15 protein-coding genes are annotated in these 15,654 nt (G+C 64.2%); 7 read left to right on the top strand and 8 right to left on the bottom strand.

The window, feature by feature from the left end; translation table 11 throughout:
* Nucleotides 1-18 precede the first annotated feature (18 nt).
* Nucleotides 19-585 carry a peptide deformylase gene (locus tag KIH45_RS04070; RefSeq protein WP_213174740.1) on the top strand — a complete coding sequence of 189 codons (567 nt, stop codon included), beginning with the start codon at nucleotides 19-21 and terminating at the stop codon, nucleotides 583-585.
* Between the two features lie 256 nt (nucleotides 586-841).
* Here the strand turns inward: KIH45_RS04070 and KIH45_RS04065 are convergent, their stop codons facing one another.
* Nucleotides 842-1,246: a four-helix bundle copper-binding protein gene (locus KIH45_RS04065; RefSeq protein ID WP_213174739.1), complete on the bottom strand. Its 405-nt coding sequence runs from the start codon at nucleotides 1,244-1,246 to the stop codon at nucleotides 842-844.
* Between the two features lie 104 nt (nucleotides 1,247-1,350).
* On the opposite strand from KIH45_RS04065, the gene KIH45_RS04060 reads away from it, so the two are divergent.
* Together KIH45_RS04060 and KIH45_RS04055 are read left to right on the top strand one after the other, a co-directional pair.
* The gene (locus tag KIH45_RS04060) at nucleotides 1,351-2,787 is read left to right on the top strand and encodes a DNA recombination protein RmuC (RefSeq protein WP_213174738.1); all 1,437 of its coding nucleotides are present in this window, start codon (nucleotides 1,351-1,353) and stop codon (nucleotides 2,785-2,787) included.
* An 11-nt stretch (nucleotides 2,788-2,798) separates the two neighbouring features.
* Nucleotides 2,799-3,509 (top strand): hypothetical protein, encoded by a 711-nt coding sequence (locus KIH45_RS04055; RefSeq protein ID WP_213174737.1) that lies wholly within the window; start codon nucleotides 2,799-2,801, stop codon nucleotides 3,507-3,509.
* A 3-nt stretch (nucleotides 3,510-3,512) separates the two neighbouring features.
* On the opposite strand, the gene KIH45_RS04050 is transcribed toward KIH45_RS04055, so the two are convergent.
* From KIH45_RS04050 to KIH45_RS04020, 7 genes are all read right to left on the bottom strand, one after another.
* Entirely contained in the window at nucleotides 3,513-4,307 is a 795-nt protein-coding gene (locus tag KIH45_RS04050) for a TrmH family RNA methyltransferase (RefSeq protein WP_213174736.1), read from the bottom strand.
* A 12-nt stretch (nucleotides 4,308-4,319) separates the two neighbouring features.
* Nucleotides 4,320-4,610 carry an HPr family phosphocarrier protein gene (locus KIH45_RS04045; RefSeq protein ID WP_213174735.1) on the bottom strand — a complete coding sequence of 97 codons (291 nt, stop codon included), beginning with the start codon at nucleotides 4,608-4,610 and terminating at the stop codon, nucleotides 4,320-4,322.
* Nucleotides 4,607-5,011: a PTS sugar transporter subunit IIA gene (locus KIH45_RS04040; protein ID WP_213174734.1), complete on the bottom strand. Its 405-nt coding sequence runs from the start codon at nucleotides 5,009-5,011 to the stop codon at nucleotides 4,607-4,609. The genes KIH45_RS04045 and KIH45_RS04040 overlap by 4 nt, the downstream gene beginning before the upstream one ends.
* A 90-nt stretch (nucleotides 5,012-5,101) precedes the next feature.
* On the bottom strand, nucleotides 5,102-6,037 hold the full coding sequence (gene rapZ, locus KIH45_RS04035; RefSeq protein WP_213175348.1) for an RNase adapter RapZ: 936 nt from the start codon (nucleotides 6,035-6,037) through the stop codon (nucleotides 5,102-5,104).
* Nucleotides 6,038-6,074: 37 nt separating this feature from the next.
* Nucleotides 6,075-6,494 carry an HPr kinase/phosphorylase gene (locus KIH45_RS04030; protein WP_213175347.1) on the bottom strand — a complete coding sequence of 140 codons (420 nt, stop codon included), beginning with the start codon at nucleotides 6,492-6,494 and terminating at the stop codon, nucleotides 6,075-6,077.
* 5 nt (nucleotides 6,495-6,499) lie between these two features.
* Nucleotides 6,500-8,125: a HAMP domain-containing sensor histidine kinase gene (locus KIH45_RS04025; protein ID WP_337925398.1), complete on the bottom strand. Its 1,626-nt coding sequence runs from the start codon at nucleotides 8,123-8,125 to the stop codon at nucleotides 6,500-6,502.
* Nucleotides 8,112-8,822: a response regulator transcription factor gene (locus tag KIH45_RS04020; RefSeq protein WP_213174732.1), complete on the bottom strand. Its 711-nt coding sequence runs from the start codon at nucleotides 8,820-8,822 to the stop codon at nucleotides 8,112-8,114. Before KIH45_RS04020 ends, KIH45_RS04025 begins: the two co-directional genes overlap by 14 nt.
* Nucleotides 8,823-9,191: 369 nt before the next feature.
* Between KIH45_RS04020 and KIH45_RS04015 the strand changes: the two genes are divergently transcribed.
* The 4 genes from KIH45_RS04015 (at nucleotide 9,192) to KIH45_RS04000 (ending at nucleotide 15,650) form a co-directional block, all read left to right on the top strand.
* Nucleotides 9,192-10,781, top strand: a complete 1,590-nt coding sequence (locus KIH45_RS04015) for a phosphoenolpyruvate carboxykinase (protein WP_213174731.1) — start codon at nucleotides 9,192-9,194, stop codon at nucleotides 10,779-10,781.
* A 467-nt stretch (nucleotides 10,782-11,248) separates the two neighbouring features.
* Nucleotides 11,249-12,349, top strand: coding sequence for a phenylalanine--tRNA ligase subunit alpha (gene pheS, locus KIH45_RS04010; protein WP_213174730.1), 1,101 nt, complete (start codon nucleotides 11,249-11,251; stop codon nucleotides 12,347-12,349).
* Nucleotides 12,346-14,745 (top strand): phenylalanine--tRNA ligase subunit beta, encoded by a 2,400-nt coding sequence (gene pheT / locus KIH45_RS04005; RefSeq protein WP_213174729.1) that lies wholly within the window; start codon nucleotides 12,346-12,348, stop codon nucleotides 14,743-14,745. Before pheS ends, pheT begins: the two co-directional genes overlap by 4 nt.
* A complete protein-coding gene (locus KIH45_RS04000) occupies nucleotides 14,742-15,650 on the top strand; it encodes an aldose 1-epimerase family protein (protein WP_213174728.1) in 909 nt (302 codons plus the stop codon). Before pheT ends, KIH45_RS04000 begins: the two co-directional genes overlap by 4 nt.
* The last annotated feature ends 4 nt before the right edge of the window (nucleotides 15,651-15,654 follow it).

The raw sequence follows: 15,654 nt of genomic DNA, 5'->3' as shown, positions 1-15,654 counted from the left end.
TCCGCCTATCTTGGCGCGATGGCTATCCGTGAAATCATTGAAGTGCCGGACCCGCTGCTGAAGCAGGTCTCGAAGCCGGTTGAGACGTTCGACGACGAGCTGAAGCAGCTTGTCGAGGACATGTTCGAGACGATGTACGATGCCCCGGGCATCGGTCTTGCCGCGATCCAGGTCGGCGTGCCGCTGCGCGTGCTCGTCATCGACCTGCAGCCGGACGATCCGGATGCGGAGCCCGAGGTATGCAACCACGGCGGCCATGAACACACGCACCAGCCGACGAAGAAGGAACCGCGGGTCTTCATCAACCCCGAGATTCTCGACCCGTCGGAAGAGACCAAGGCCTATAACGAAGGCTGCCTCTCGGTGCCGGACATCTTCGCCGAAGTGGACCGCCCCGCGACCTGCCGCGTGCGCTGGCAGGACCTTGAGGGGAACACTCACGAAGAGGACATGGACGACCTCATGGCCGTCTGCATCCAGCACGAGATGGACCACCTCAATGGCATCGTCTTCATCGACCACCTCTCGCGCCTGAAGCGCAACATGGCGATGAAGAAGCTGGAGAAGCTGCGCCGCGCGGCGTAGTTTTTGGTCCGGCTTTGCCGGACGCCCTCAGACGCCGGGCGCGGGCCATCCGGCCCGCTTGGCTTCGCCGCATTAGCGGCGGCGGCCGTTCGGCCTTGCGGGAGTCGCCTTCGGCGCCCCGGTCCAGCGCTATCCTCTAGGTCTGGCGAAATTCCGGGCGCGTAGCGACTCTGGCAAGCGCGAATGCGCGCCCGAGCCTATGCGAGGATAGCCAAGGGGCCGGGCGGCCCCGCCGGCGCTTGAGGCCTGACAAAAATCAAGCAACTGCTTCGTCGTGCAGGTCTTCCATCGCAGCCTTGCAGTCGCGCGCGCATTCGCGGCACATCTGGGCGCAGCGGCGGCAGTGCGGGTTGTCGTGCTTTTCGCATTCCTCGGCACAGGTCTCGCAGGCCTTCACGCATAGCGCGAGCATGGCCCGGATGACCGAGCGATTCTCGTCCGTCCGGCGGCTGGCAACGCGATAGGTCGCGGTGCAGATATCGCTGCAATCGCTGCACAGGCGCATGCAGCGGCTCATGTCCATGTCTTCCGCCGCACAGGCATCGACACAGGAATTGCAGATGGCCGAGCAGTACATGGCATGCTTGACCGCCAGGCCGAGGCTCTCGTTGTAGTCGGACCCCACGGCGGGGTGTTCGGAAATCATCTTCTGGATGGACATCGAAATTCTCCTTTTCCCCTGACTGACGGACGAAGCGGGGGAGAAGTTCCGAAGCGGGCGGACCGGCTGTTTGCCTTGCGCGATGTTCGATGTATGTTCCCCTGATGGATATTCTTGCGCTCGTTCTCGTCATCGTTGCTCTCGTCGTCGGTCTGGGGCTCGGCTGGTATCTCGGCGGGCGGCCCGTAGCCGACTGGCGGGAACGTCATGGCGAGCGTGATGCAGAGGCGAAAGCGCTGGACGAGAAGTTCCGCACCGCCATCGCCGAACTCGCGACGATGAGCGAGCGGGCGGACAAGGCCGCGGCGCTGGACGAGCAGCTTGGTGAAGCGCGATTGCAGCTCGATGGCCTGCGCGTACAGGTCGCCGAACTCAACAAGGACCGCGCCAACCTGATCGAGCGCGAGGCGATGCTGAAGGAAGCGCGCGAGGAACTGGGCAAGCAGTTCGAGGCGATGGGCACGAAAGCGCTGGAAGGCGCGCAGGCCCGCTTCCTCGAACGCGCGAATGAACGGTTTTCCGAAAGCGAGAAGACCAATGCCGAGAAGATCAAGGCGTTGCTCGATCCGGTCGGCGCGCGGCTCAAGGCTTATGAAGACCAGGTCGCCGCGCTGGAGGAAAAGCGGGTCAAGGATTTCGGCAGCCTGTCGGGTGTGATCGAACAAATGCGGTTGGGGCAGGAACAGGTGCGCGCAGAGGCAGCAAGGTTGGGTAATTCACTACGCAATGCGCCTAAGGCACGCGGACGATGGGGTGAGCAGCAGCTGAAAAATGTGCTCGAGACTTGCGGTCTCTCTGAGCACACCGACTTCATGCTCGAACAGTCGATGACGACTGATGAGGGCCGACTACGACCGGATGCTATTGTGCGAATTCCCGGCGGAAAAATCCTTGTTATCGACGCCAAGGTTTCGCTCAACGCCTATCAAGACGCTTACGAAGCGGACAACGAGGAGGCGAGGTCGACCGCGCTCGATGCTCATGCCAAGTCAATGCGATCCCATGTTCAGGCATTGGGGACAAAGTCCTATCAGAACCAGTTTGAAGAAGCGCCTGACTATGTCGTGATGTTTGTGCCGGGTGAGCACTTCGTTTCCGCCGCGCTCGAACATGATCCGCAACTTTGGGATTACGCCTTCGACAATCGTGTGCTGCTAGCAACGCCGACCAATCTCGTCGCGATTGCGCGCACCGTTGCACAGGTTTGGCGTCAGGATGGGCTGGCCAAGGATGCACGAGAAATCGGAGAGCTCGGGGCCGAACTCCACGACCGCCTCGCCAAGGTGCTTGAGGACCTCGGAAAAGTTGGCACCCACCTCGGTAGGGCGGTGAACAGCTTCAACGATTTTGGGCGGAGTCTTGAGAGCCGCGTTTTGGTTTCGGCGCGAAAGCTGCGTGATAAAAATATCGAGATTGGCAAGCGCGAGATCGAGGACGTGCCGCTGGTCGAGGCTGCGCCGCGGTACGGCAAGGAAGACGTTTCCGGGGAACCGGCAGAGGTTTCGATGCTTTCGGTAGCGAACGACCGCAAGAACGACTGAAGGCAGGCCACATGAACTACAGGGCCGCCGGGGCGGCTGCCCTGGCCATATTCATCGCCGCGTGCACCGCCGAATCCCGCACGGCCGAAACGGCACTGGCGGTGGTCGAACCCGTTCCCGTGGCGATGGCGAACGGCAAGCTCGCCGAAGGTCCCTACGCGCCGATGGACGAGTGTGCGGACCTGCCGGGCTTCGTATCCTTCCGCGGATCGCTTGATGCGGCCATCGAGAACCGTGACAGCGACGCGATGGTCGCGCTGTCGCATCCGGCCATCGAACTCGATTTCGGGGGCGGTGCAGGGATCGACGAATTCCGCCGCCGCCTCGATGCCGACGACACGCTTTGGGATGCGCTGGACAAGTTGGCCTATCTCGGCTGCGCCAGCGACCGCCGCGACCATGCCGCGATGCCTTGGTCTTTCGAGCGCGCCCCCGAAACCGACGATCCGTTCGAAACCTATTACGTCATCGGAAACCACGTGCCCTTGCGCGCCAAGGCGGCTGCGAAATCCGAAAAGCTGGGCAGTCTCAGCCATGACTTCGTGATGCCGGTCGGCCGCGAGTCAGTGCCGACAGACGGGTTCGTCGAGGTTCGGTCACTGACCGACGCATCGATTGGATATGTCGCCGAAGCCAGCCTTCGCAGCCTTGTCGACTATCGCCTGATCGTAGACCGCTCCGATCGCGGCTGGGAAATCACCGCCTTCATCGCCGGCGACTGACGCTTAGCGCAGCTTGGCCAGCGCCTCGTAAGCCAGAACCGCACCGGCGATCGAGGCGTTGAGGCTGTCTGCACGGCCCAGCATCGGGATCGTGACGCGCAAGTCGCATTCGACCTCGTATTCCTCGGGCAGCCCGCGCGATTCGTTGCCGACCATGACGAAGCACGGCGCCGCGTAAGGCGCCTCGCGGTAATCGTGCGGTTCGCGCAGGGACGCAGCGACGAGCTGGCCTTCGCCGCTGCGCAGCCAGCCCTGGAATTCGTCCCATCGCGCCTGCGCCAGCGGGACGGTGAAGACCGCGCCCATGCTGGCACGCACGGCCTCGACGCTGAACGGATCGGCGCAATCGTCGACAAGGATCAGCCCACCCGCACCGACCGCGTCGGCCGTGCGCAGCATCGTGCCGAGGTTGCCCGGATCGCGCATCGCCTGCGCCACGAGGATCAGCGGGGCCGACGAACGGTCGATCCGCTCCAGCCCCGTGTCGAACTCTGCAAAAACGCCGCAGACCGCCTGCGGATTGTCCTTGCCGGTGATCTTGGAAAGTGCCGCTTCCGATACCTCGATCACGTCGCCGTTTGCGGCCTCGACTGCTTCGATCAGAGTGTCCAGCAGCGGGTGCGGATCGCGCCCTTCGGCCATGACCAGCATCTCCGGCAAGTGCCCGGTTTCGCGCGCGTCGGTCAGCAGGCGCAAGCCCTCGGCGAGAAAACGCCCTTCGCGCCGCCGGTGCTTCTTGTCGCGCAGCGAACGCAGGTACTTGATCGTGGGATTGGAGAGACCGGTGATGAGGCGCATGGCCCGGTTTGCCTATTCTTCGCCGAAGCGGTCCTCAACCAGCGCGCAGAGCTTCTCCAGCGCCTCGGCCCCTGCGGGACCGCCGGTGATGATTTCGATCTCGTCGCCCTTGGCCGCACCCAGCATCATCAGGCCGAGGATCGAGCCGCCTGCAGCCTCGTTCCCCTCGCGCACGACGCGGACGCTGGTGCCTGCGGGAAATTCCGCGACCATGCCGACGAACTTGGCGCTGGCGCGTGCATGAAGCCCGCGCTGGTTGCAGATCGTGACGCGGCGGCGGTGCGCCTGTCCGGCCTCGCTCATGCGTCCTGACCCAGGAATTCGGAAGCGATGGTGATGTAGTTGCGCCCCGCATCGCGCGCGGCGGCAACGGCCTGCGTCACGCTGAGTTCGGTGCGCGCACCGGCAAGGCGGATCAGCATCGGCAGGTTGATGCCAGCGATGACTTCGACCGACCCTGCGTTCAGCAGCGAAATCGCCAGGTTCGACGGCGTGCCGCCGAAAAGATCAGTCAGCACGATCACGCCCTTGCCCGAATCGACAGAGGCGATCGCGTCGCGAATCTCGCTGCGGCGCTGCTCCATGTCGTCGTTCGGGCCGATGCACACCGGCACGACATCATCCTGCGGACCGACCACGTGTTCCATCGCGCGAACGAATTCTTCCGCGAGATTGCCGTGAGTTACGAGAATGAGGCCAATCATGAAGTTCCTAACGCAGCCTGTCCAAGCTGCCCGAATCGAGATGAACCTGCACTTGATCGCCCATGGGCGGCAATGAATCGTGCAAGGTCATCAGCGGGTCGCGCCTTCGACCAGATCGGTATGGGCCGAGTCAAGGTTGCGATGCAGCACCGTAGGGGAATGCCCTGCTTTGCGAAGCGCGTCAGCTAGACTTTCTGCCGAAAAGACCGAGCGGTGTTTCCCGCCCGTGCAACCAAAGGCGATGTTCACATATGCCTTCCCCTGCGCTTCGTAGCGGGGCAGCAGGAACAGGACGAGATCGCGGATCCGGTCGAACGCCTCGCCCCAGGCCGTGTCCTTGCGGATGTGTTCCTTCACCGGTTCGTCCCGGCCAGTTAGTGGGCGCAGTGCCTCGTCCCAGTGCGGATTGTCGAGGAAGCGCATGTCGAAGACCAAGTCGGCGGTCGGCACCATTCCGCGCGAAAAGCCGAAGCTGGAGACCGTGACGGTCATTTCCTGCGGCGCGGTGGGTGCGAAAAGTTCGCGGATCGTGCGGCCAAGGTCATTGGTCGAAAACTCGGTCGTGGAAATCACCACGTCGGCCCAGCGGCGCAGCGGTTCCATCATCTCGCGCTCTGCCGCGATGCCCGCTGCGACGGGGCGGTCGCCTGCGAGCGGGTGGCGGCGGCGGGTTTCGTTGTAGCGGCGTTCCAGCTCTTCGGCGCCGCAGTCGAGGTAGAGCGTGGAGAACGCGATGCCCTCCGCCTCGGCCAAGGCCTCGATCTCGGCCATGACGGCGTGCGGGTCGAACCCGCGGGTGCGCGAATCGAAGCCGATGGCCAGCGGCGCGGCCTCATCGTCGGAGCCATGCTCGCTGCCGGGACCGGGGGCGGTGTGGAGGAGGCGGGAGATCAGGCGGACGGGAAAGTTGTCCACCGGCTCCCACCCGAGATCTTCGAGCGCGCGTAATGCGGTTGTCTTGCCTGCGCCGAGCAGGCCGGTAACGAGCAGGACCCGGGTGGGCCGATCGGGCGAGTCGGAAAGCATGATCTGTTCGAAGCTATGCCCGTTTGTTGCGCCGCCGTCAGCCATGCAATGCCAGCCCGTGCATCGACAATGCCATTTCGGCACGGATCGCCAGCACCGGGCTTTCGGGCCAGAGCGTGAGCGAGGGCAGGGCAATGCCCCCGCGCTGAATAGCGGTCGGCCCTTCGACGTGCCGCGGGGCCGCAGCGTCGAGCGTGATCAGCAGCGCGACCGGAGCCTCGTCGCAGGGCATGGCCGCGATGCCGACATTGCGAACCTCGATCAGCCCGCGCGTAATGGGATGGGGCAGGGCCCAGAGGTGGCCATCACGCTGTTCGAGCAGGACGCCATCGTCGCCGACGAGGGTCGCCCCGCGGTCGATCAGGGCGAGGGCGAGGCTCGTCTTGCCGGTCCCCGGTTCGCCTTCGATCAGGATCGCGCGGCCATCGATGGCAACGCAGGTCGCTTGGTGCGTCACGTCGCTCAAGATGCGGTTTCCAGTGCGGGCAGGGTGATGACCATGACAGCGCCCGACTCGCCGTCCGCGCGGTCGCGGATCGTCAGCGTGCCGTCATGTGCGACGACGATGGAACGCGCGATGGCAAGGCCGAGCCCGCTGTGCGAGCCGAAGGCAGCCTCGGGGCGGACCGAGTGGAAGCGTTCGAAAACCTTGTCGCGTTCTTCAGCAGGAATGCCGGGACCGTCATCGGTGACGGTCATCTCGATCTCGTCGCCAAGGTCGGCAAAGCCAATGGCAATGCGCCCGCCGTGCGGCGAAAAGCCCGCGGCATTGTCGACGAGGTTCTCGATCACGCGCTCGAGCCGCGCGGCATCGCCCGAGATCATCGTCGCCCCGATGGGCGCGCTCTCGACCTCGAAGGTCAGGTCCCGTTCCTCACCGATGCGGGCGGCCATCGTGCGTCCGCCGATGACGCTGCGGGCGAGCGAGAGCAGGTCGACCGGCTCGAACGTCGTGCGCGAGAGTTCGGCATCGACGCGGGTCGCCTCAGCAATCTCAGTGATGAGACGGTCGATGCGGCGCACGTCCTGCTGCGCGATCTCGGTCAGCTGCTTGCGAAGGTCGGGATCCTCGACGTTTTCCAGCGTGTCGAGCGCGCTGCGCAGCGAGGCGAGGGGGTTCTTGAGTTCGTGACTGACATCGGCGGCAAAGGCCTCGCCCGCGTCGATGCGTTCACGAAGCGCGCCGGTCATGTCCGACAGCGCGCGCGCCAGCATCCCGATCTCGTCCCCGCGTTCGGGCAGGCGGGGCACGACCACTTCGCGGTCACGGCCAAGACGCACGCGGGCCGCTGCGCGGGACAACAATTGCAGCGGCTGGACGATGGTGCGCGCAAGGAACAGAGAGAGCTGGATCGAGAACAGGATGCCGAGGGCAAGCAGCACCAGAAGCGTCTGGCGCGCCGAGCGGACCGACTGCGTGACGTCGACCGCGTTGCGCATCGTCAGCAGTGTTTCGCCTTGCGCGCCGTAAGGGGCAGCAGCGGTGATGACCGGCGTGCGATCGGGCGCATAGCGCAGCATGACCGCGCCTTGCCCCGCTTGTTCGGACACGAAGACCTCGGGCCACTCGGACTTTTCGGCAGGCCGCTCGTCAATCGCCGGATCGTAGGATGCAACCGGCGGCGCGCCGACGATGAAGTCGACCGCCTTGTCCATCCAGCGTGCGAAATCCTGCACCCAGGTCTCGTCCGCCGGATCGACGAAGCGGAAGGCCGGTTCGCCGACCACGAAACTGTCGGTCTGCAATTCGCCCAGCGCGTCGAAGGTGCGCAGGCGCAGGCGCTGTTCGGCGCCGATGCGGGCAAGAAGGGCTGCATGTTCGCTCGACGGGGCTTCGGCCAGCGCGTTGGCGATGATCTCGACTTCCGATCGCGCGAGTTTGAAGCGTTCGGCGATCAGCTGCTTGCGATAAGTGTCGAGAATGAACAGCCCGCCGAGCACGAGCCCGACGATCAGGACATTAACCGCAAGGATGCGGGTGGTGAGCGAGAACCGCCTTGTCCAGAACAGGCGATCGGGGACTAGCGGCGGCTTTTCCGCAATCGCCTCGGGCTCTGTCGGCCCCGATGGCGGATCAGTCTCCTGCAAAGCTGTAGCCTGCCCCGTAGAGCGTCGAGATGCCGGAGAATTCGGGATCGGCCTCGCGGAACTTGCGGCGCAGGCGCTTGATGTGGCTGTCGATCGTGCGATCATCGACGAAGACATCGTCCTGGTAGGCCGCGTCCATCAACTGGTTGCGCGTCTTCACCACGCCCGGCCGCTGGGCCAGCGCTTCGAGAATCAGGAACTCGGTCACGGTGAGCGACACCGGCTTGCCGTCCCACGTCACGCTATGGCGTTCCGGTTCCATCGCCAGGCGGCCACGCGTGATGATTTCGGCCGGCGGTTCCTTGCTCGTGCCCGCCAGGCGAGCACGAACCAATTCTTCCCGGCGCAGCAGCGCGCGGATGCGGGCGATCAGGAGACGCTGCGAGAAAGGCTTCGCGATGTAGTCGTCAGCACCCATGGCAAGGCCAATGGCCTCATCCTGCTCGTCGGTCTTGCTGGTCAGGAAAATGACGGGCAGCGCGCTTTTTTCCCGAAGGCGGCGCAGCAGTTCCAGCCCGTCCATCCGGGGCATCTTAATGTCGCAAACCGCCAGATCCGGCGGGTTTTCGATCAACGCCTCAAGCGCGGCGGAACCGTCGGAATAGACGCGCGTGTCGAACCCTTCGGCCTGTAGAGCGATCGACAGGCCCGTGAGTATGTTCCGGTCGTCATCGACCAGCGCGATTACCTGCGCCATGCGTCATCCCGTGTTGCGTGCCGCGATCGCTTCGCGGCCCTGTTATTTCACCGCTTAGACAATCATGAACGGATTCGCCAATTGCCGGGTCCCGCCAGTTGCTAAGCAGTTGCGGCAAATCTCGAAAACAAAATGGTATTTTTCAAGGTTTCCGATGTAACTTTCAGTTGGTTTGACCTCCCGTATCCGCTCGACTATGCGCTTGTGGCGGGTCCGGTCTCCATGGCCGGACTGACCCGGAGAGAGGGAGAATCACCGGGGCTATTGCTCGACCATTCGTGACGAGCCCGTATTTGTCGCGGTGCCGACCGGTGCCGCTTCGCCCCCGATCGCGTGAGGACGGGCCGGGGGCGCTGACAGGAGAGAGACGTGTCGCTCAATACGCCGCTTGAAGCCCAGGGAATTGAAACCGGGGCCAAAATTCATTCCAACCTGGGCACTGCCGCCCTTGTCGAACACGCGCTGGCCAACGGTGAGGGCCGCCTTGCCGCGCATGGTCCGCTGGTCGTCGACACCGGCCGTTTCACCGGCCGCAGCGTCAAGGACAAGTTCGTCGTTCGCGACGAGAAGACCGAAGACACCATCAACTGGGGCAAGATCAACCAGCCGATGAGCGCGGAGCACTTCGCGAACCTCAAGGCCGATATGCTCGATGCGCTCAAAGGTCAGGAAAAGCTCTACGTCGCAGACCTGTTCGGCGGTTCTCAGCCCGAATATCGCGTCAACGTGCGCGTCATCAATCAGCTGGCCTGGCACAACCTGTTCATCCGCACCCTGCTGGTCCGCCCGACCGAGGAAGAGCTGGCGGATTTCGAGCCGGAATACACCATCATCAACCTGCCCAGCTTCAAGGCTGATCCGGAACGCCACGGCAGCGTGTCCGACACGATGATCGCCGTCAGCTTCACCGAAAAGCTGATCCTGATCGCGAACACCGAATATTCGGGCGAGATGAAGAAGGGCGTCTTTGGCCTTCTCAACTACCTGCTTCCCGAACAGGGCGTCATGCCCATGCACTGCTCGGCCAACGTCGGCGCGGACGGCAAGACCGCGATCTTCTTCGGCCTTTCGGGCACGGGCAAGACCACGCTTTCGGCCGATGCCAGCCGCACGCTGATCGGCGATGACGAACATGGCTGGTCGGATTCGGCGGTCTTCAACTTCGAAGGCGGCTGCTATGCCAAGATGATCGACCTCTCGGCAGAGGGCGAGCCGGAAATCTACGCGACGACGAAGATGTTCGGCACGATCCTTGAGAACGTGGCGATGGACGAACAGACCCGCGAGATCGACTTTACCGACACTTCGAAGACCGAGAATACGCGCGGCGCCTATCCGATCGAGTACATTCCGAACACTTCGGAAAAGAACCTCGGTCCGGTTCCGTCGAACGTCATCATGCTGACCGCCGATGCCTTCGGCGTTCTGCCCCCGATCGCGCGTCTTACGCCCGATCAGGCGATGTACTACTTCCTGTCGGGCTATACCGCGAAGGTTGCCGGCACCGAGATCGGCGTGACCGAGCCGCAGGCGACGTTCAGCACCTGCTTCGGCGCGCCTTTCATGCCGCGTCATCCCAGCGTCTATGGCAACCTGCTGAAGGAACGCATCGCCCAGGGCGGTGCGCAGTGCTGGCTGGTCAACACCGGCTGGACCGGCGGCCAGTACGGCACCGGCAGCCGCATGCCGATCAAGGTGACCCGCGCGCTGCTTAACGCCGCGCTCGACGGCTCGCTGAACAATGTCGAATTCCGCAAGGACGAGAACTTCGGCTTTGAGGTTCCGGTCGCAGTGCCGGGCGTCGACAGCCAGATTCTCGACCCGCGCGCGACCTGGAGCGACAAGGAAGAGTACGACCGCACCGCGCAGAAGCTGGTGCAGCTTTTCGTCGACAACTTCGCCGACTTCGAAGCACACGTCGACGAAGGTGTCCGCAAGGCTGCGCCGACCGCCGCCTGATCGGACCGATCACCGACACGCGAAAGCGCCCCGGGCCGATGGCTCGGGGCGTTTTTCGTTTGTGGCGGTGGGATTTTCGGACTGGAGAATCAAAAAGGCGCGGGGAGCTTGCCACTTCCCCGCGCCTTCGTGCCCCCGGGGTGTCGAATTGCCGGTCCCCCAACCTGCGCTTCGACGTTCCGAGCGTCCGCCGGATCTGCGACCCAAAAACCGGCGACCTGTTAACCAACTCTTCGCCCGCGTTCTGAACGATCGGGCATCGCTGGTCGTTAATTTCGAGCACAGGTATGAACGCCAGCCGCGCCCACTGGCAATGGGATGGCGAGTTTCATACGGCAATTGTCATAAGTAGGCCGGTTCTAATGCCGTCTCGGTTCGAAACCGTCCCAAGGCGGGGCATTGCGGTGATGCGCGGCAGTGCCTAGAGAGCGCTCCGAACCTGCAAATTCCCTAAGTTGACGGAACCGATGGCCGATACCGATTCTTTGCTTGCCGAGGCCCTGGCGAAAATCGCCGAGGCGGACACGCTGGACCTCCTGGACCAGCACCGCGTCGCCTTTCTGGGCAAGAAGGGCAGCATTTCCGCGCTGATGAAAACGCTGGGCGGGATGAGCCCGGAAGAACGATCAGAAGCGGGCGCACGCTTCAACGCGCTGCGCACCGAAGTCGCCGATGCGATCGCCGCGCGCAAGGTCGCGCTCGAAGGCGCGGCGCTGGAGGCAAAGCTTGCTTCCGAAACGCTGGACCTTTCGCTCCCCGCGCCAGACGCGGCAACCGGTTCGGTCCACCCCGTTTCGCAGGTCATGGACGAACTGGCCGAAATCTTCGCCGATATGGGCTTTGCCGTCGCGACGGGGCCTGAAATCGAGGACGACTGGCACAACTTCACTGCGCTCAACATGCCGGAAAGCCATCCGGCGCGCGCGATGCACGACACGTTCTACTTCCCCGACGCTGACGAACAGGGCCGGTCGATGCTGCTGCGCACGCATACCTCGCCGGTGCAGATCCGCTCTATGCTGAAGGAAGGCGCACCGCTGCGCATCATCGCGCCGGGCCGCGTGTACCGTTCGGACAGCGATGCGACGCACACGCCGATGTTCCACCAGATCGAAGGCCTCGTCATCGACAAGGGCATACACCTCGGTCACCTGAAATGGACGCTGGAAACCTTCCTCAAAGCCTTTTTCGAGCGTGACGACATCGTCCTGCGCCTGCGCCCCAGCTATTTCCCCTTCACAGAACCTTCGGTCGAAGTCGACGTCGGCTACTCGATGGAAAAGGGACGCCGCGTCGTCGGCGGTTCGGGCGATGATGAAGGCCACGCCTGGATGGAAGTGCTGGGTAGCGGCATGGTCAATCGCAAGGTCATCGAATTCGGCGGGCTCGACCCCGATGAATGGCAGGGTTTTGCCTTCGGCACCGGCGTCGACCGGCTCGCCATGCTGAAATACGGCATGGACGACTTGCGCGCCTTCTTCGACGGCGACCTGCGCTGGATGAAGCATTACGGTTTCGCGGCGCTCGATGTGCCCACCCTTTCCGGCGGCGTAGGAGTTTCGGCATGAAGTTCTCGCTCTCCTGGCTGAAGGATCACCTTGAAACCGACGCGACGCTCACCGAAATCGCGGCCAAGCTGAATGCCATCGGCCTCGAAGTCGAAGGCATCGAAAACCCGGCAGAGGCGCTCGCGGGTTTCCGCGTGGCAAAGGTGCTGACGGCTGAAAAGCATCCCGATGCGGACAAGCTGCAGGTGCTGTCGGTAGATCTGGGTGACGGCAACCCGCTGCAGGTCGTCTGCGGCGCGCCCAATGCGCGTGCCGGCCTTGTCGGCGTGCTCGGCACTCCGGGTGCGGTCGTGCCGTCGAACGGCATGGAAATGCGCAAGGCCGCGATCCGCGGCGTCGAATCGAACGGCATGATGTGTTCGAGCCGCGAGCTTGACCTTGGCGACGATCACGACGGCATCATCGAGCTTCCCGCAGGCGCGCCGATCGGTGCCGAGTTCGCGACGTTCGCAGATCTCGACGATCCGGTCTTCGACCTCTCGATCACGCCGAACCGCCCCGACTGCATGGGCGTCTATGGCATTGCTCGCGATCTGGCGGCGGCTGGCATTGGCACTCTCAAGCCGGTGGCAGATACGGCCCATGCGGGCAGCTACCCCTGTCCGGTCGAAATCGGCAGCGACGACCGCGAGGGTTGCCCCGCGTTCTTCGGCCGCACCATCAAGGGCGTGACCAACGGGCAGAGCCCTGCGTGGATGCAGGCGCGCCTGAAGTCCGCGGGCCAGCGACCGATCTCGGCTCTGGTCGACATCACGAACTACGTGATGCTGACGTATGGCCGTCCCAGCCACGCCTATGACATCGCCAAGCTGACCGGCCCGGTCGTCGCGCGCCGTGCGAAGGCGGGTGAGGGCGTCACCGCGCTCAATGAAAAGCACTACCTGCTCGACGAGAGCATGACCGTGATCGCCGACGACAACGGCGTCCACGACATCGCGGGCATCATGGGCGGTGAGCATTCGGGTTGCGGTGACGATACCAGCGATGTCCTGCTCGAAGTTGCGTACTTCGATCCCGAACGCATCGCCCACACGGGCCGCGCGCTCAACCTGACGAGCGATGCGCGCAGCCGGTTCGAGCGCGGGGTCGACACCGACTTCCTCGGCACCGGCCTCGAAATCCTGACGGGCCTGATCCTCGACATCTGCGGCGGCGAGGCGAGCGAAGCGGTCCACGTCGGCGCGCCCCCTGCGGGCGGCAAGGTCGTGCGCTACGAACCGGCACTGGCCGAGAGCCTTGGCGGTGTTGCCGTGCACGACGACGAACAGCGCCGCATCCTGTCCGCGCTGGGCTTCGAGATCGCAGAGATCGAGAACCACTGGGCCGTCACCGTGCCGAGCTGGCGTCCCGACGTCGATGGCGCGCCCGACATTGTCGAGGAAGTGATCCGCATCCACGGGCTGGACGATGTCCCCTCGGTCGCGCTGCCGCGCGCAGAGGGCGTCGCCAAGCCGACCGCGACTCCGATGCAGACCCGCGAACGCCGTGCACGCCGCGCCGCTGCCGCGCGCGGGCTGCACGAGGCGATCACCTGGTCGTTTCTGCCTATGGCGGAGGCGGAAGCCTTTGCCGACGAACCGCTCTGGGTTCTGGCAAATCCGATCAGCGAGGACATGAAGGCCATGCGCCCCTCGCTCATCCCCGGCCTGCTCATGGCGGCACAGCGCAACATGGCGCGCGGCGCTTCCTCGGTCCGCCTGTTCGAGGTTGGCCGCCGTTATCTGCGCGGCAAGGGCGGCGCGAGTGACGAGCGCCTGACGCTCGGCGTCGTGCTGGCAGGTGAGCGCACACCGCGTTCGTGGCAGTCGGGCAAGGCGCAGGGCTTCGACGCCTTCGACGCCAAGGCCGAGGCGATGGCCCTGCTCGAAGCTGCCGGTGCGCCGGTCAGCAACCTGATGGTCATGGGCGAGGCGGGTAGCCAGTATCACCCCGGCCAGTCGGCCACGCTCCGGCTTGGCCCCAAGAACGTGCTCGCGCGCTTCGGCACGTTGCACCCCTCTGTCGCCAAGCAGTTCGACCTTGAAGGCGCAGTCGTTGCGGTCGAGATCGACCTCGAAGCGATCCCGGCGAAGAAGGGCGCGGCCACCTTTACGCGGGCCAGCTATACGCCGCCCTCGCTTCAGGCCGTTTCGCGCGACTTCGCGTTTCTTGTCCCTGCCGATCTTCCTGCGGGCGATCTGGTCCGCGTGGTGAAGGCCGCGGACAAGAAACGCATTGTCGATGCCCGACTGTTCGACGTCTTCACCGGACAGGGCGTGCCCGATGGACAGAAATCGCTGGCCATCGAAATCACGATGCAGCCGGTCGAAGCGACGTTCACCGACGCCGACCTCAAGGCGGTTAGCGACGCGGTGACGGCAGCAGCGGCCAAGCAGGGCGCAACGTTGCGCGGATGAGCGATGCTGTTGCCATCGGGTCGGGCGAGCTGACGGCACGCATATCGCCGCTCGGCGCCGAACTGGTATCGATCACCGATGCCGGCGGGGCCGAGTGGATGACCGATGGTAATCCCGAATTCTGGACGGGCCGCTCGCCGATCCTGTTCCCCATCGTGGGTGAACTGGCCGGCGGCAAGCTGCGGCTGGGCGGGGCGGAGTACGATCTTGCGCGGCACGGTTTCGCCCGCAAGCGCGAATTCGAACGCATTTCGGATGACGGCGAGGCGGTGCTGTTTCGCCTCTCCGACAACGAGGATACTCGCTCTGTTTTCCCTTTCGCCTTCGATCTCGACCTGCATTACGCGATAGAGGGCACGACGCTCGCCATGACCGCGACGGTCCGTAACACCGGCGACAAGCCAATGCCGTTCAGCATCGGCTTCCACCCCGGTTTCGCATGGCCGCTGCCCGGCGGCGGGGACAAGCGCGAGCATTCGGTGCGTTTCTTCGAACGCGAAGGCGGCCCGATCCGCCGCCTCGATAGCGATGGCCTGCTCTGCTTTTACGAAGATACGCCGGTCGTCGATCGCAGGATCGCGCTGCACTCCGGCCTGTTTCGCGCCGATGCGATGATCTGGGACCGGCTGGAAAGCCGTGGGCTTTGCTACGAAGGTGCGGCGCCCGAAGGTGAGGGGGCAAGCCCCGCGTCAGTCCAGATGGCCTTTCCCGATTGCCCGATGCTGGGCATCTGGCAAAAACCGGGCGCAGACTTTATCTGCCTCGAACCATGGGCAGGGCACGCGGATCCCGTGGGGTTCGATGGCGATTTCCGCGAAAAACCCGGCGTCATGGAACTGGAACCGGGTGGTGAACGCTCGTTCCGGGTAAGCATCACGATCCGACCCGCCGTTACAGGAGAATAGACCC

Origin of the sequence: Croceicoccus gelatinilyticus (assembly GCF_018398395.1) — a bacterium.
GTDB classification, from domain to species: domain Bacteria; phylum Pseudomonadota; class Alphaproteobacteria; order Sphingomonadales; family Sphingomonadaceae; genus Croceicoccus; species Croceicoccus gelatinilyticus.
Note: the sequence above shows the minus strand (reverse complement) of the source record. Positions and strands in the feature narration are given on the sequence as shown.

Excerpts from the sequence above, each read along its gene's own strand:
- KIH45_RS04070 (WP_213174740.1), top strand. The coding sequence starts at position 19 with ATGGCTATCCGTGAAATCATTGAAGTGCCGGACCCGCTGCTGAAGCAG.
- KIH45_RS04065 (WP_213174739.1), bottom strand. The coding sequence starts at position 1,246 with ATGTCCATCCAGAAGATGATTTCCGAACACCCCGCCGTGGGGTCCGAC.
- KIH45_RS04060 (WP_213174738.1), top strand. The coding sequence starts at position 1,351 with ATGGATATTCTTGCGCTCGTTCTCGTCATCGTTGCTCTCGTCGTCGGT.
- KIH45_RS04055 (WP_213174737.1), top strand. The coding sequence starts at position 2,799 with ATGAACTACAGGGCCGCCGGGGCGGCTGCCCTGGCCATATTCATCGCC.
- KIH45_RS04050 (WP_213174736.1), bottom strand. The coding sequence starts at position 4,307 with ATGCGCCTCATCACCGGTCTCTCCAATCCCACGATCAAGTACCTGCGT.
- KIH45_RS04045 (WP_213174735.1), bottom strand. The coding sequence starts at position 4,610 with ATGAGCGAGGCCGGACAGGCGCACCGCCGCCGCGTCACGATCTGCAAC.
- KIH45_RS04040 (WP_213174734.1), bottom strand. The coding sequence starts at position 5,011 with ATGATTGGCCTCATTCTCGTAACTCACGGCAATCTCGCGGAAGAATTC.
- rapZ (WP_213175348.1), bottom strand. The coding sequence starts at position 6,037 with ATGCTTTCCGACTCGCCCGATCGGCCCACCCGGGTCCTGCTCGTTACC.
- KIH45_RS04020 (WP_213174732.1), bottom strand. The coding sequence starts at position 8,822 with ATGGCGCAGGTAATCGCGCTGGTCGATGACGACCGGAACATACTCACG.
- pheS (WP_213174730.1), top strand. The coding sequence starts at position 11,249 with ATGGCCGATACCGATTCTTTGCTTGCCGAGGCCCTGGCGAAAATCGCC.
- pheT (WP_213174729.1), top strand. The coding sequence starts at position 12,346 with ATGAAGTTCTCGCTCTCCTGGCTGAAGGATCACCTTGAAACCGACGCG.
- KIH45_RS04000 (WP_213174728.1), top strand. The coding sequence starts at position 14,742 with ATGAGCGATGCTGTTGCCATCGGGTCGGGCGAGCTGACGGCACGCATA.